Annotated in this window: 13 protein-coding genes; 3 read left to right on the top strand and 10 right to left on the bottom strand. The window is 64.6% G+C overall.

Going from position 1 to position 15,502, the window contains the following annotated elements; translation table 11 throughout:
- Positions 1–97 precede the first annotated feature (97 nt).
- The 3 genes from HPT29_RS02750 to HPT29_RS02740 all read right to left on the bottom strand — a co-directional run bounded on the left by HPT29_RS02750 (position 98) and on the right by HPT29_RS02740 (position 3,642).
- On the bottom strand, positions 98–595 hold the full coding sequence (locus HPT29_RS02750) for a CAP domain-containing protein (RefSeq protein ID WP_173948149.1): 498 nt from the start codon (positions 593–595) through the stop codon (positions 98–100).
- Positions 592–3,126: a DUF3772 domain-containing protein gene (locus HPT29_RS02745; protein ID WP_259060437.1), complete on the bottom strand. Its 2,535-nt coding sequence runs from the start codon at positions 3,124–3,126 to the stop codon at positions 592–594. Before HPT29_RS02745 ends, HPT29_RS02750 begins: the two co-directional genes overlap by 4 nt.
- A gap of 225 nt (positions 3,127–3,351) precedes the next feature.
- Entirely contained in the window at positions 3,352–3,642 is a 291-nt protein-coding gene (locus HPT29_RS02740; RefSeq protein ID WP_173948148.1) for a hypothetical protein, read from the bottom strand.
- 324 nt (positions 3,643–3,966) lie between these two features.
- Between HPT29_RS02740 and HPT29_RS02735 the strand changes: the two genes are divergently transcribed.
- Complete coding sequence (locus HPT29_RS02735; protein WP_173948147.1) at positions 3,967–6,717, top strand: glycoside hydrolase family 2 protein; 2,751 nt, start codon at positions 3,967–3,969, stop codon at positions 6,715–6,717.
- 89 nt (positions 6,718–6,806) lie between these two features.
- Here the strand turns inward: HPT29_RS02735 and HPT29_RS02730 are convergent, their stop codons facing one another.
- The 7 genes from HPT29_RS02730 to HPT29_RS02700 all read right to left on the bottom strand — a co-directional run bounded on the left by HPT29_RS02730 (position 6,807) and on the right by HPT29_RS02700 (position 13,238).
- A complete protein-coding gene (locus HPT29_RS02730) occupies positions 6,807–8,978 on the bottom strand; it encodes a family 1 glycosylhydrolase (RefSeq protein WP_173948146.1) in 2,172 nt (723 codons plus the stop codon).
- Positions 8,979–9,052: 74 nt separating this feature from the next.
- The gene (gene glf, locus HPT29_RS02725; protein ID WP_173948145.1) at positions 9,053–10,204 is read right to left on the bottom strand and encodes a UDP-galactopyranose mutase; all 1,152 of its coding nucleotides are present in this window, start codon (positions 10,202–10,204) and stop codon (positions 9,053–9,055) included.
- A 6-nt stretch (positions 10,205–10,210) separates the two neighbouring features.
- A complete protein-coding gene (locus HPT29_RS02720; RefSeq protein WP_259060436.1) occupies positions 10,211–11,413 on the bottom strand; it encodes a glycosyltransferase in 1,203 nt (400 codons plus the stop codon).
- Positions 11,414–11,621: 208 nt separating this feature from the next.
- Positions 11,622–11,933 carry a polyhydroxyalkanoic acid system family protein gene (locus HPT29_RS02715; RefSeq protein WP_173948143.1) on the bottom strand — a complete coding sequence of 104 codons (312 nt, stop codon included), beginning with the start codon at positions 11,931–11,933 and terminating at the stop codon, positions 11,622–11,624.
- 87 nt (positions 11,934–12,020) lie between these two features.
- Complete coding sequence (locus HPT29_RS02710) at positions 12,021–12,326, bottom strand: hypothetical protein (protein ID WP_173948142.1); 306 nt, start codon at positions 12,324–12,326, stop codon at positions 12,021–12,023.
- Positions 12,327–12,403: 77 nt separating this feature from the next.
- Positions 12,404–12,760, bottom strand: a complete 357-nt coding sequence (locus HPT29_RS02705) for a hypothetical protein (RefSeq protein ID WP_173948141.1) — start codon at positions 12,758–12,760, stop codon at positions 12,404–12,406.
- A gap of 58 nt (positions 12,761–12,818) precedes the next feature.
- Positions 12,819–13,238 carry a septal ring lytic transglycosylase RlpA family protein gene (locus HPT29_RS02700; protein ID WP_173948140.1) on the bottom strand — a complete coding sequence of 140 codons (420 nt, stop codon included), beginning with the start codon at positions 13,236–13,238 and terminating at the stop codon, positions 12,819–12,821.
- Between the two features lie 294 nt (positions 13,239–13,532).
- On the opposite strand from HPT29_RS02700, the gene crtI reads away from it, so the two are divergent.
- Positions 13,533–15,083, top strand: coding sequence for a phytoene desaturase family protein (crtI, locus tag HPT29_RS02695; protein ID WP_173948139.1), 1,551 nt, complete (start codon positions 13,533–13,535; stop codon positions 15,081–15,083).
- An 11-nt stretch (positions 15,084–15,094) separates the two neighbouring features.
- Positions 15,095–15,499 (top strand): DUF2141 domain-containing protein, encoded by a 405-nt coding sequence (locus tag HPT29_RS02690; RefSeq protein ID WP_173948138.1) that lies wholly within the window; start codon positions 15,095–15,097, stop codon positions 15,497–15,499.
- The last annotated feature ends 3 nt before the right edge of the window (positions 15,500–15,502 follow it).

Here is a 15,502-nt window from a genome sequence, read left to right as displayed (position 1 = left end):
GTGATACGCGCACTTGGTGAGCTTGAGAGTTCCTCAAGCTAAAGCGCGCTCACATAGGTTAAGTTCCGACCAGGGCCTTCCGGGTCGCCGCCGGCGGTCAGCGGCGGTCGGCCGCGACCGCCAGGGCCCAGTAGACCTTGTACTTGGAATTCGGCGTGTAGGCCGTGGCGATTCCGATCCGGGTCGCCCTGGAATCGAGGAGAACCCGGTTGTGCTGCGGGCTCTCGCGCCAGCCCGAGAAGGCCTCGGCCAGGGTGTGGTAGCCGGCGGACAGGTTGGCGGCCGGAGCCGTGAAGCCCGAGGAGGCAAGACGGGCCTTGAAGGCCTCCGCGGAGCTCGGCTTGTCGGCCCGTGCCATGGCGTCGGCCTCGGCCTGGGCGGCCGCCTGCAGGTCGGGATCGAGCGTGAGCGGCCGCAGGCCGTTGTTGCCGCGATAGGCCCCGATCATGTCGCGGGCCATGGCGGCATCCACGACCGCATCGGCCCGGGCCATGGAGACGTAGAAGCTCGGGGTCTGGCTGCGTTGGACGGGCTTCTCGCTCTGGCAGGCGGCAAGAGCGAGGGCGGGAAGGATCAGGAGGATGAGACGCTTCATGCAGGCGTCTTATCCTTGAGAAGGGTTAAGGTTTCGTCCTCTTTCTCATCCGCCTTTGGGGCTTTGTCCTGCGGCTCTTCGGCTGGTTCGGGCGCGGGCGCCGGCGCGGGAACCCCGACGCCGGCCTTCCGCAGGCCGCGGAAGATCTCGAAATAGATGTCGCTCGAGACCCGGCCGGCCGCATCGATGTCGTCCACGAAGCAGATGAGATCGAAGTCGATGGTGTTTTCCGTGACCTTCTTGAACAGGACCCGGGGCGCGGGCTCGCTCATTACCTCCCGGTGGGCGAGAGCCGCCTTGCGCATGATCTCCGCCACCTGATCGGGATCCGAGGCCCGGGGGACGGGGATCGACACCAGCACGCGCCCGACGCGGTCGTTGCGCACCCGGTTGCGCACGATGCCGGAGATCAGGTTCGAATTCGGCACGATGATCGTCGAGCGGTCGAAGGCCTGGATCTCCGTGGACCGCACGTTGATCCGGCGCACGTAACCCTCCCCGTCGCCGACGACCACGAGGTCGCCGACCCGGATGGGGCGTTCCCACAGGAGGATGAGGCCGGAGATGAAGTTGTTGACGATGGATTGCAGGCCGAAACCGATACCGACCGACAGGGCGCCGGCCACGATGGTCACCCGCTCCAGGCTGAGGCCCAGATAGGTGAAGGCGATCATGCCCGCGATGATGATGCCCACATAGCCCGCCGCCGTGCTGATCGAGTTGCGCAGACCCGCATCGAGCTCGGTCGCCGGCAGGAAGGTGTTGTTGAGCCAGCGCTGGATCACCCGCGTGACGGCGAAGCCCGCCGCGAACAGCACGGCCGCGATGAGGATCGACGACAGGGAGATCGTGACCTCGCCGACGTTGAAGCCGAAGAACAGGGCCCGGAGCGATCCCGTCACGTCCGCCGACTCGATGCCCCAGGGCAGCAGCACGAGCAGGATCGCGATGACGATCAGGGCCAGTCGCATGATGCCGCTGGCCAGGATGCCGATCTGCTCCAGGGAGCGGCGGCGCAGGCCCGTATTGGCCTGGAGTGCCGTGGCGAGCCGGGTCTGGCCGCGCAGGGAGCCGCCGATGAACTCGTCGGCGAACGCGATGCCGAGGACCAGTAGGGCGATCACGATGGAAATGCCCACCGCCTGATCGACCACGAAGGACGCCAGGGCCACATAGCCGCCCACCACGCTGCCGACGATGAGCGCGACCACGAACCAGCCGAAGCTGCGCATGGGTCCGCCGATATCGACCTCCTGCGCGACGTACGGCCCCAGGCACGCCTCGTCCTGGGACTCGCGCGCCGCGAAGCGCCGCAGGAGCTCGGCGAAGACCAGCCCGGCGGCCAGGGCGAAGACCGCTCGGGTCATGACCGTGACGGGCAAGGCGGCCGCGATCGCCGTGTTGAACGACTCGATCACCTTGCCGGCCACCATGACGGTCGCCAGGGTCACGGCAAAGCTCATGATGCGTGCCGCCGAGGCGTCTCGGACCGGGATCAGCCGCCAGGAGGTATGATCCGGCGCCAGGATCGCATCGATCAGGGCGCGCACGAAGGCGATGAAGGCGAGGCCGCTCAGAAAGGCCCTGCCGACCTGCTCGAGCCGCGGCGGCACGATATCGACCGAGTCGAACGCCACCCAGACGATCCAGCTGCCGGCGATTGCCGGGCCCGCCCCCAGGATCAGCACGCCGAGCGCGGCCAGAAGGCGGCTGCGACGGGCCGGGTCGGTGACGGCGGGATCCCGCCTGACGAGGCGCGGCGCGAGGGAGCGGCGCCCGGCATAGAGGGCGATCGCCACGCCGATGGCCAATCCGAGAAGCAGCAGCACGCCGATCGAGGTGCTGCGCTCAAGCTGCTCCAGGGCATCGCCCAGGACGATCCCGAGCGCCCGAAGCTCGCGCGGAACGGCCTGCACCACGTTCATCCAGAGGCTGGGGCTGAGGAGGCCGTCGCTCTGCTCGAACAGCGCCCGGGTGAACCCCGCCCGGCGCAGGTCGCCGATCTGGGTGTTGAGCTGCTCGGCCTGGACGAGCAGTGCGCGCCCGAGCCGCTGGGTCTCGTCCAGTTCCGCTACGGCAGCCTCGCGCTCGGCGCGGTCGCGGGCCACGTCGGCGCTCTCCTCGGGCTGGCCCTTGTCCGGCTTCGGTCCGAGTTGGCTCAGTCGCTGCTTGCTGGCCTCGAGCTTCGGGGCCTGTTCGTCGACGACGGTGCGGATTTCGGCGATGATCGGCTCGATCTGCACGCGGATGTTCTGCAGGTCCGCATCCGGCATGGTCCGGCCCTGGATGGCCGCTTCCTTCTGATCGAGGTCGGCCTTGAAGCCGTCGAGCTTGGCGCGGGCGGCCTTGGTCTCGGCCGAGATGGGAGCAGGCGCCGGCACGGCGGCCTGAGGCTGGGTTGCGGCGGGGCTCTGAGCCGGCGGGGTGGTCGGAGAGGTCTGAGCCTGCTGCGCATGGGATGCGCCGCCTGCTGCAATGCCCGCCACGATCACGGCAGCCCGGAAGAGCCGCTTCATCCCCATGCTGATCATTCAGTCGTCCTATCGCATTCCCTGGAGCACCGGATCGCTCCGGTGCCCGTCTTTTCAAAGAGCGTCCCGTTCGCGCCGAGAACCGGCCCGCTTGTGCAGGTCGCCGCATCGGCGGGGCGGTTCTTTGCGAATCATTACGGCGAAAAGTCGCCGTCCGGTCGGCCAAGCGCAACAAAAAAGCCGGGAGAGGCGGCTGCCTCTCCCGGCTTCCTGAAGGGAAGATTCTTACTGCTTCGGAGCTTCGTTGGCCGAAGGCTGTGCGCCGGGGGCCGGATAGGCCGGGTTGGCGGGCGAGATCCGGTTGGTCGGGTTGGCATTCGAGGAGCCGGTCGTGGAGCCCGTCACATTGGCGCGGGCCGCATCGGTGCCCGGATCGTCCGGAGACGTCGAGCCCGCCCAGATCATGTATCCGGACACGGCCACCGCCAGGAGCAGGAGCGAGCCGATCAGAACACCCAGGACCGGGCGGCCGGACGCCCCCTGTCGGGCACGATCATCAGGAATCTGTTGAGCCATCTGGAGCCTCTTCGAGAAATGCGGGTTGTCGGGCGAGCAGCAAGGCTCGGCATTATCAGGGCAACGCGAGATGGAAGAGCCGGTTCCTGCCGACCCGTCCGTTCGACCCGGCCTCGGGATCGATCCGTCCCGGGATCCAATGGAGCGTTTCTCCGTTGTTCGAGACGGGCCACCAACAATGGTCAGAGACGAGGGGCCGATGGTTCGAGCAGGCTTCGACGACACGCTATGTCGCAGGCTGGGCGCCTTCCCGCATCGCCGGCATTCGGCCATGTTCTCGCCGCTTTCGAAACCATTGGGTAATCTCTGATTCAAGGAGATGTCATGCAGGACAATCGCATCAGTCTGGACGGGACTTGGGAATTTTTGCATGTGGCCGACGACCGTCTGTCGGGCCCGGCCGAGGTTCGCCAGATCACGGTGCCAAGTCCCTGGCAGGCCCAGTTTGCGGACCTGCGGATGCGCGCCGGCATCGGGATCTATCGCCGGACCATCGAGATCGACGAATCTTGGCTGCACGACAGCGTCTGGATCCGCTTCGGCGCCGTGTTCCACAACACCAAGGTCTTCATCAACGGAGAGGCCGTGGGCCACAACGAGGGCGGGTTCCTGCCGTTCTCGTTCGACGTGACCTCCCACCTCAAGCCGGGGGCGAACGAGATCAAGGTCCGCGTCGACAGCCCGACCGACAACCCGGCCGAGTTCCCGGATTCGCCCTTCGCCGAAATTCCGTTCGGCAAGCAGAGCTGGTACGGCCCCCTGTCGGGCATCTGGCAGCCCGTCTACCTCGAGCGCCGCATCTCCGACCACATGAACCGGGTGCGCCTCGTGCCCAACCTGACCACCGGACGGGTGACCTCCGGGGTGTTCTTCGCGCGCCCGCTCACGGACGCGACCCAGATCCGCATCGCGGTCACGGACCCGTCGGGCGATGTGGTGCTCGACGAGATGCACGAGACGCAGGTGGGCGTCACCTCCATGCCGTTCGAGTTCACGCTCGACGACGTCCGCGCCTGGTCGCCTGACCATCCCAATCTCTACCGCGTCCGCCTCGAACTCATCCGCAACGGCGAGGTGAAGGACGAGATCGCTGACCATTTCGGCTTCCGCTCGATCGAGACGCGCAACGGCAAGTTCTATCTCAACGGCGAGCCGCTCTACCTGCGCTCCGCGCTCGACCAGGACTACTATCCGGACACGATCTGCACCGTGCCGTCGGTGGAGTTCCTGGAAGATCAATTCCGCAAGGCCAAGGAACTCGGCCTCAATTGTCTGCGCTGCCACATCAAGGCGGCCGATCCGCGCTACTACGAGGTGGCGGACCGGATGGGGATGCTGATCTGGACCGAGCTACCGAACGGCGGCATGGCCACGGACCGCTCGCGGGGACGCAAGGAAAAGCTGCTGAAGGGCATCGTCGACCGCGACGCCAACCATCCGTCCATCGTCATCTGGACGATCATCAACGAGAACTGGGGCGTCGATCTGGTCAACGATGCGGATCACCGCGACTGGCTCAAGCGCACCTTCGCCTGGCTGAAGGCCTACGATCCGACGCGCCTCGTGGTCGACAACTCGCCGCTCGCGCCGAGCTTCCACGTGGAATCCGACATCGCGGATTACCATTTCTATGCCGCCTATCCCGACCATCGGGCGCAATGGGACCAGTTCGTGGACGAGCTGTCGAGCCGGGCCTCGTGGCTCTACTCGCCCCATGGCGATGCGGTGATCACCGGCCGCGAGCCGCTGATGTGCTCCGAGTTCGGCAACTGGGGCCTGCCCTATCCGAAGGACCTGCGCGACGCCAAGGGCGAGGAGCCCTGGTGGTTCGAGACCGGACACGACTGGGGCGAGGGCGTGATGTATGCCCACGGCGTCGAGAACCGTTTCTCGGACTGGAGCCTGGACCGGGTCTTCGGGGATCTGCGCCGCTTCGTCATCGCGGCGCAATGGCAGCAGTTCCGCGCGCTCAAATACGAGATCGAGGCCATGCGCCGGAAGCCGAACCTCGCCGGCTATGTGATCACCGAACTGCACGACTGCCATTGGGAATCGAACGGTCTGCTCGACATGCGCCGCAACCCGCGCGTGTTCCATGAGCTCTTCCATATCGTCAACTCGGACACGGTGATCGTGCCGAAATGGGAGCGGGCCTCCTACTGGTCCGGCGAGACGGCGGTCCTCGGCCTGGCGATCGCCCACGGGGCCGGACCGGTGCTGGAGGACTGCACGCTGGAGATCTCCCTCTGCGGCGAAAGCCAGACCCTCTCCCTGCCCCGCCTCGAGGCGCCGGCTGTGCTCGATCTCGGCCGCATCGAGATTCCCGTGCCGGGGATGGACGAGCCCTCCCTGCGGCGCATCAGCCTCGATCTGCGCACCGCGGATGGCCGCTTGGTCGCGCATAACCATCATGACATCGCGATCCATCCCAAGCGCACGAGGCCGGTTCATGCGCGCGAGCTGGTCTGGTCGCCGGACGAGGACATCCGGGAACGGTTCCGGGCGCTGGGCTACAGTATTGCCCGCGCTTTCGAGGAATCGACCCTGATCGTCTCCCGCACGCACAACAAGGCCATTGCGGATCACGTGCGGGCGGGCGCCAAGCTCCTGCTTCTGCCGGAAGAGGATATGGCCCTTTACCCGTTCTTCCCGCACTGGCAGGCCGTGAGGGTGCAGGCGCGTGCCGGCACCCTCTGGTCCGGAGACTGGGCCTCGTCCTTCGGGTGGCTGCGGCGCTCGGGTCATTTCGCCCGCTTCCCGTCCGGTCCTCTCCTCGACGAAACCATGGACCGGGTGCTGCCGGATTACGTGATCGCGAACTGCAACCTGCTTGACTTCCAGGCGCGCGTTTTCTCCGGTCTCGTAGTCGGCTGGATCCACAAGCCTGTGGCGCTCGGCGTCGAGCGCTCCTATGGCCGCGGGCGGCTGGTGGCCTCGACCCTGCGTCTGTTCCGCGACGAACCGCTGGCGGATCCGACCGCCACGATGCTGACGGACGCGCTCGTGGAGCTGGCCGTGGAGTCCAGAGCGGCGCGCCTCGAGGAAGCCGTTCGAGCCGCGGAGGCGGCCGCGTAAGCCTCGCCCGCACAATCAAAAGGCGGCCAGGGAAACCTGGCCGCCTTTTCTTTTGCCTTGCGCCGGAAGGGTGCGCGTGCAGGAGCTCCCTATTCGGCCGCCACCTTCATGGCTTCGTCCGACCATTCCACTTCGCTGTCCGCGAAGAACCGGTCGAGGGCGCTCTCCAGCCGCGGCATGAGAAGACCGCGCTCGGTGGAGAGAGCCGTGTTGAGAGCCGGATCATCGCCGGCCCCGATCACGCGCTCAGGATCGAAGCCCGCACGCTCGGCCGCCATGGCGGCGAGATCGCGCCAGGAGGTCTCTCCGGTATTGGCCATATGCCAAATGCCGGTGCCCCCATCGATCAGGAGGTCGAGGGACGTGTTGACCAGATCGGGCACGTAGGTCGGCGACACCACGTCCAGGCTGGCTTCCACGTCCTCGCCCTTGCTGAGGGTGTTCAGGATCGACCAGATGAAGTTGTAACGATCCCAGGGACCGAAGAATGCGCTCGTGCGCAGGACGAGAGCCTTGTCATAGGCCTCCAGGATTCTGCGCTCGGCCTCGGCCTTGCTCTCGCCATAGACCGTCGTCGGGTTGACCGCGTCGCTTTCGACGTAAGGCCGTTCGAGCGTTCCGTCGAAGACGAGATCGGACGAGAAGGTGACGAGGGGAATGTCCAGGTCCGCGCAAACTCTGGCCAGCGTCTCTGCGCCTGACGTGTTCTCCCGGAAGCATGCCTGTCGGTCGTTCTCGGCTTCCATCACGCGCACATACCCGGCGGCGTTGATCACCGCCCAGGGCCGATGGCACTCGAGCGCCTTCGCGACGCTCCTAGGATCGGCGATGTCCATGTCCCGACGGGAGAGCAGCACGTGATTGAGGCCCCGGAAATCGCACAGGCGCGAATAGGCGCGGCCGAGGGTTCCCGTGGCGCCCGTGATCAGGAGCTGGCGCGGCTCGTCGGCGAGCCAGCAGGACCTCGATTGTCTCGCCGGCGGCCTGTAGAAGCGGATGTCGCGCTTCCACCAGCCGGCGCGGTCGAGCACCGGATGGTCGAAGGTGCCCGTCTTGGCGAGCGCCTCCGCCGCATGGGCGAGCGCCGTGCGCCGCGGCTCGGGAGCCCGCACGTCGAAGGGCCCAGGCTCGTAGAAGCCGTTGCGGCGCGTCAGCAGGCTGTTCCAGTCGACGGCCCCGTAGAGGGACCAGACGGTGACGGCCCGGATGTCGGCTCCCTCGTCGCGCAGCGTGTTGGCGCCGTTCCAGACCTCCATGAGCCAGCGCAGCTGGTCGTCGCGGGTGCTGCCGTGGTGCGCCTCCGTGACCGCTATGGGCCGCTTGTAGCGCTCCCAGACCTCCCGAAGCCGCGCGGCAGGCCCAAGGTCAGTGGACGGCAGAGGCATGCGGACCGCTTCCGCATCCGCGTATCGGTGCCGGCCGTTGCCGCCCCAATGATGCTCCGGATAACGGTTCATGCGCTCGTCGAGATAGCGCTCGCTGGTGAGGTAATGGTTGATGCCGATAATGTCGGGCGCCGCATCGGCCTCGAGCAGGAGCTCGAGATCGGCCTGCGGGACGCCGTTGTCCAGCAGGATGCTCCACCAGGGATGATCCCGATCGACCATGCCGCAAAGGAGATCGAATCCCAGGAAGCGCCGCTGATTCTCATGCTCGGCCTGATAGGCGAGCGTGGACGTCGCGAAGGTCTTGCCCATGTCGTCGGTCTGAACCAGCTGCGCATCCGGCCGGACCTTGCGGATGGCGCGCATGGACAGGACGGTCGCCTTGCACTCGTTCACGAGGATCTTGAGGAAAGCCTCATAGGTCGTTCCGTGCGGATACCAATGACCGTAGAGCCCCGAGAACCGGGCGGTCGTGAGCGGCTCGTTGACGGGGGTGTAGAGATCGAGGTGGGGATAGCGCTCCGCCACATGCGCCGCATGACGGGCCAGGAGATCGGGCCAGGCGGGATCGAGCATGTGGGTGTAGCGAGGGCCGCTCCCGTGATGGCACAGGCCCGCGATGGCGCGGATGCCGAGGGTCTGGAGATGCTCCAGGCGCGCATCGTGCCAGGAGAAGTCCGTGCGGTCCGGGCTCTCGGGAGAGATCCTCTCCCAGAGCACCGGATGACGCAGCGTGCGGATCCCGAGCTCGGCGATGCGGTCGAGATCCTCGATTCGCTCATGATGACCGGTCTCCAGGCTTTGGTCGCGGTAGTCGTCGCCAACTCTTGCGACGGTACATTCCAGTCCGCCCCAAAGCTCTAGTGGTCGTTTCATCATGCAACTCCGAGCTATTACAACAGTACTTCCACAACTATTCCTAGTGCGGAATGTTCAATGCTCTTTGTCGATTACGAAACCAAGGCTGCCGAGCCCGATACGACTTTCACCGCGGAGGTGTCGGCCCCGACTGGCAGAGACTCGTTGATGCGCCGGAAGGTGGCGAGCGCCTGACCGACGATCTGGTCCATGTTGTAGTAGCGATAGGTTGCCAGCCGTCCGACGAACCACACGTCGGGCGTGGCCAGGGCAAGCTTCTCGTACTTCTTGAACAGTTCCTGGTTCTCGGCCTTCGGAATCGGGTAGTAGGGATCGCCTTCGGCCGACGGATACTCGTAGGTGAGCGCCGTCTTGGCGTGTTCCTGGCCGGTCAGGTGCTTGTATTCCGTGACGCGGGTGTAGTCGTTCGTCTGGGGGTAGTTCACGACACCGACGGCCTGATGCCAGGTCTGGTCGAGGGTCACGTGCTCGAAGCGGAGCGACCGGTAGGGCAGCTTGCCGAACTGGAAGTTGAAGTACTCGTCGATCGGCCCGGTATAGATGACGCGGCGATGGGGAACGACGTTCTTCACGTCGTCATAATCCGTCTGCGTCATGACGTGGATGTTCGGATGGCTGACCATCTTCTCGAACATCCGCGTGTAGCCGTGCTTGGGCATGAACTGGAATTCGTCCGTAAAATAGCGGTCGTCCCGGTTGGTGCGCGTCGGCACGCGCGAGGTCACCGACTTGTCGAGTTCGGAGGGATCGAGCCCCCATTGCTTGCGCGTGTAGCCGCGGAAGAACTTCTCGTAGAGCTCGCGTCCCACGACCGACACCACCACGTCCTCGGACGTCTTGATCTCGCCGATCGTCTCGGCACGCTCGGCAAACCAGTCCTGCAGCTGCTCGGACGTGAGATTCAGGCCGTAGAGCTTGTTGACCGTGTCGAGGTTGATGGGAATCGGCACGAGCATGCCATCCACTTCGGCCAGGACCCGGTGCTCGTAGAAGCGCCATTCCGTGAAGCGGGAAAGATGATCGAAGATCTGCTTGGAATTGGTATGGAAGATATGCGGACCATACTGATGGATCAGAAGGCCGTCGTCGTACCGATCATAGGCGTTGCCGCCGATATGCGGACGGCGGTCGATGAGGAGGACGCGCTCGTTGCGCTCGGTCGCCAGACGTTCCGCCAGAACGCTGCCTGCAAAGCCGGCGCCGACAATCAACCAATCATACATTCCAGATCACTCCGCAGGCGTGGTGGCATAAACGGGAAGGGAAGAAGCTGGACGATCGGCCGTCGCGTCACCGGTCGCATCCAGCATGAGCTTGTGCATGGACGCCCAGGTCTTGTCCCAGGAGCCGGCCGCGAGATGGCGGTCGACCTTGGCAAGCCACGACTCCTTCGGCCGAGCCAGGATGGTTTCGACCTTGGCGACCACCTCATGGGCATCCTTGGCGATCTCGACGAGTCCCTTCTCACCGTAGGGCCGTACCACATCGGTGATCGGCGTCGAGACGACCGGCACGCCGGCCGCCAGGAATTCCGGCGTCTTCGTCGGACTGATGAACTTCGTGGCCTCGTTGAGGGCGAAATTCATGAAGCCCACATCCCAGCCGGACAGGTAGTGCGGCAGTTCATTGTAGGACTTTCCGCCGAGCCAATGGATATTGGGCCGCTGCGGGAGGGTCGCAGGATCGATCTTCACCACCGGGCCGATCATCACGAACTGCCAGTCGGGACGCAGGTCGGCGACCTCGGCCAAAAGATCGATATCCATGCGCTCGTCGACGACGCCGAAGAAGCCGAGGCGCACATGCGGGATCTGCGCCTGGTCGTCCGGATCCTTGTCGATGGAGCGGGCCTGCGAGAAGTGCTGGAAGTCGATGGAGGACGGGAAGCCGTGAACGCTGCGGTGGCGGTGGCGCTTGGCCTCGAAGAGGCTCATGCCGCCCGTGAAGACCAGATCGCAGCGGGAGAAGAGGGCGTTCTCAAGATCGAGGAGCTCCTGCGATGCGCCGCGGAAGAGCGAGAGCTCGTCCATGTTGTCGTAGACGCACAGGTCGCATTCAAGATCGCTGGTGAATGCCATGGCCATCGGCGTGTAGTACCAGAACACGCGCGGGCTCTTGGCCTCGCGGCCGATCAGTTCTTCGATCAGGTCGTGCTGCTCGGCGATGACGTCCTCATGCGACAGAACTTCGGGAAGAACCGGCACCGCGATGGTCACGCCCTGAGGCCGGTCGCTCACGTCCATATGAGGCTTCGCACCGGCTTTGAACATGGGCTCTTCGATGATCAGGACGTCGTAATGCTTGACCGCCCGGCTGAGGAGATGCTGAGGCCGCTGCCAGACGAAATCCCAGCGCAGATGTGAGAAGCAGACGAGAAGAGGTTTTTCTGAACCGACCTTGACAGGCGAACGAAGGGCATAGGACTGCGTCATCAAACGCTCATGCATAGCGCCATCCTCAAATACAGGTGTGTTGTCGCGATCGGACGGAAGAACACGGCCCGGGGTGAATAAAGCGATGTCTTAAGTGAAGCGCACCAACGAAGGGTCGTGGTCGCAATCGATGACACAACGCAGACAGGCCTGTTTAGTTCCATCTGCGTTCATATTCCTGAACGGATATTCATCGCTATAGCCACCGTCATTTCTTCTCGAGCATCAGTGTTCCTTGCTTTTGGATGAAGGTCTTCGCCTTCTCTGCAACCATCGCAAGGATCCACGGCAACTGCACTTCGACGCGAACCTGATCCTGCATCACTTCGAGGTGGCCGCTGACGTTCTGGCCCATCGCCCCGACATGGAAATCCATGCGGTTGCCGTTCCAGGTCTCGTTGATGGACGCGACCTTGTCCCCGAACTGGGATTTCAGGCCCGTCATGCCGCCGTGAAGCCGGCGCATGGCTTCGGCCTGGCCGAGGTTGTGGGGAATGGAAACGATTAGTGGCTTGGCCATGGGAGTGCTCCGCTTTTCCAACGACAAGCGAAGCAGTGCGGGTCGGGTTCCCTCCACGCGGTGAGGAGCCCCGCGGGATGGAACCCGCTACAGCATCTCGACCTTGATGGCGCGCATCACGATGGTTTCCTGCTCGAACCGGCGCTCCAGTTCGGCGCGGTACCGCTCCCACCAGGAATGGTCGAGTTCCCGGGCCATGACTTCGAACACCACGATATCGTCGTGGGCGGTATGGCCGCCCTCCTTCCAGACGCCGTGGGCCGGCGCGCGCGTGAAGCTCGTGATGCCGCCGAACCGCTCGGACAGTTCCGTGCGAACCCGCCCATAGGCGCCGCCGTCGAAGCGGCGGCCGGCATTGTCGGCAAGCGGCAGAAGAATCTGGACCAGGTGCATGGACATCCCCTGAGGCGCCACAGGCTGGCGCAGGAAAATAGTTCAGGAGACGGAAAAGGCGAGGTCCCTATCGCAGGTCAGGCCTGCAGGGCGGCGAACAAGGCGCGATCGGTTTCCGGCCAATCCTCATCCATCCGGTAGCGGCCCGACGGTTTCGAGACGCGCCAGGGGCAGGCCGTGGACGCATGGATCGCCTCGGAGGCACGCAGGCGTCGCGCACTCCCATCCGCCTGCACTTCGTCGATCACGACGAAGCCGAAGATGGTGAGCCGCGTTGCCATGGCCTTGGTGGTGCGATCACCCGCGTCGATCGACAAGGAGCCCGCGGCATAAACCGCATCCATGAGGCTCCGCTGATCGCGCCTTGGATTGGACGTCGAGCGCGCGCCCGGAAAGCGGATGACGTTCGTCGCCTGAGACGATTTCGATTCCATGTAAGCAACCCTTGGTCCCGAATCGTGCCAAGGATCGCCGCAAGGGATTAAGAAGCGCCTAATCGAGCCTGTGCAGGGATACGTAGCCCGTGCCGGTGGAAGTCAGCCCCAGGGCCAGCGCGGGCCCCTTGGCGAGGTCGATGATGCGGCGGTGGGCAAACGGACCGCGATCGTTCACCCGGACGACCACGGAGCGGCCATTGGTTTCGTTCACGACCTTGAGTCGCGTGCCGAACGGCAGGGAGCGGTGGGCGGCCGTCATGTCGTTGGAGTTGAAGCGCTCGCCGCTGGCCGTTTTGCGGCCGTGAAACCCCGGTCCGTACCAGGAGGCGGTGCCGCGCTGAAAGGCATTGCCGGTCTCGATATTGGCCTGTGAGATGGATCCCGTGATGCTCGGGTCGTTGGAGGCGGTCGTATTGCAGGCTGCTACAAGAAGAAGAGGCATCATCGCAGATGCCCGGGTGAGGATGTTCTTCAAAGACAGTCTCCCCTTCCGTTGTGGTTGGAAGTGAAACTGAGCCTTAAAAAGGCAAGAATAAGGCGCTGAGAAATTTTTCTACGTTCACTCATCCTTCAGGATTACAAGACTATTCGCGGAACTAGCCTGGAAGAGTCACGAGAGCAACTATTATAGCCTGAATAACGTTACTTTTCCGAGCGGATTAAGCTTCACCTTTCCGTGATCGTGGAGGGCGGCTACTGGTCGAGACGCCGGACTGGTCTAGTTCAGACATCCGTTGTTCCATCACAGCCACAGCCGAGGCAGCCGCTCATGGTCACATCCTCCCCGTCGCAGCCTGTTGCGATTGTCGGGGCCGGCCCGGGAGGTCTTGCTTCCGCCATGCTGCTGGCACGGGAGGGCATTCCCGTCACCGTGTTCGAGCGCGAGCCAGCCGTCGGTGGCCGCACCCGGACGATTCATGCTCCCGGCGGCTACAAGTTCGACATCGGCCCGACCTTCTTCCTGTATCCGCGTGTGCTGAAGGATATTTTCGAGGCATGCGGCGAGCGGCTGGAGGATCACGTCGAACTCAAGCGCCTCGATCCGCAATATCATCTTGTCTTCGAAGGCGGCGGGTCCATTCGCGCCACCTACGATCTCGACCGGCTCGAGCAGGAGATCGCGCGGCTTGCGCCTGCCGATGCGCGCAACGTGCGCCGGTTTCTCGACGACAACCGGGACAAGCTCGAAGCCTTCCGGCCGGTGCTGGAACAGGCCTTCTCGAGTCCGGCCGATCTCTTCTCGCCAGCGATGCTGGCGGCCCTGCCGAAGCTGCGGCCGTTCTCCAGCGTCGACAGTGATCTCAAGCGCTACTTCGCCGATCCGCGCGTGCGTCTCGCCTTTTCGTTCCAGACGAAATACCTCGGCATGTCGCCGTTCCAGTGCCCGAGTCTGTTCACGATCCTGTCCTTTCTCGAATACGAGCACGGGGTGTTCCACCCCATGGGCGGCTGCGGCGCGGTCTCGGACGCGATGGCCCGTGTGGCGCGCAAGATGGGCGTCGACATCCGCCTGAACACGCCGGTGGATCGCATTCTCTACGAAGGCGGCGAGGCCGTCGGCCTCGAGGCTGGCGGTGAAAAATTCGCCGCCGGATCGATTGTGGTAAATGGCGACTTCGGCCATGCCATGCAGCGGCTCGTGCCCGAATCCATGCGCCCGCGCTGGAAGAACAAGAAGCTCGATCGTGCAAAGATCTCGTGCTCGACCTTCATGCTCTATCTCGGCATCGAGGGCGACGTGGGCGATCTCGCCCATCATACGATCCTGTTGTCGCGCGAATACGAGCGCAACATCCGCGAGATCACCAGCGGCATTCTGCCCGAAGAGCCGTCGATCTACGTGCATCACGCCGGCGTGACGGACCCGACCCTGGCCCCCAAGGGCCACACGAGCCTCTACGTGCTGGTCCCGGTGCCGAACCTGCGCTGCGGGGTCGATTGGGCCCGCGAGGCGCCCCGCTATCGCAGGCTCGCCCTCGAGCGGCTGAAGCTGCTCGGGCTCCACGACATCGAAGACCGAATCCGCTTCGAACGCGTCGTGACGCCGCGGGGCTGGCAGGACGACTTTGCCGTGTTCGAGGGTGCCACCTTCAACCTCGCGCACAATCTCACGCAGATGCTGTACTTCCGGCCCCACAACCGCTTCGGGCGCAACGTCTATCTGGTCGGCGGAGGCACGCATCCGGGCAGCGGCCTGCCGGTGATCTATGAGGGCGCGCGCATCACCACGCGCCTGCTGCTGGAGGATCGGGAGCGCCGACGAGCAGGCCACCGGGAATCGGAACCTGCCGTCGCACCGCTCGGCCAAGCGGCTCTCTAGAGGAACACCGGATGGGACGCATTCGACTGACGATCGCTCTTCTGCTTTCCGCCTCGTCCGCTCACGCAGCGACGCTGACGATCCGCGCACAGGGCGTTCAGCCGGATCAGAACATGGTCTATGCTGGAATCTGCGACACGAGCTTCGAGGAAGCCACCTGCCCCTACAAGGATCGCGGCAAGGCCTCCTCGGGAACGGTGGAACTGCAGATCAGGAACGTGAAGCCCGGCACCTATGCCATCGCGGTCTTCCATGATGTGAACGGCAACGGCAAGCTCGACCGCAGCTTCATCGGCCTGCCCAACGAGCCCTACGGCTTCTCGAACGATGTGGGCCGCCGCGGCCCTCCGAACTTCGAGGCGGCCCGGATCGTCGTCAGGGAACCCGCGACGACGGTCGTGATCCCGATCCGATAGGGC

Source organism: Microvirga terrae (genome assembly GCF_013307435.2).
Taxonomy (GTDB): domain Bacteria; phylum Pseudomonadota; class Alphaproteobacteria; order Rhizobiales; family Beijerinckiaceae; genus Microvirga; species Microvirga terrae.
The sequence above is the reverse complement of the archived record's forward strand: the minus strand, read 5'-3'. Positions and strand labels throughout refer to the sequence as shown.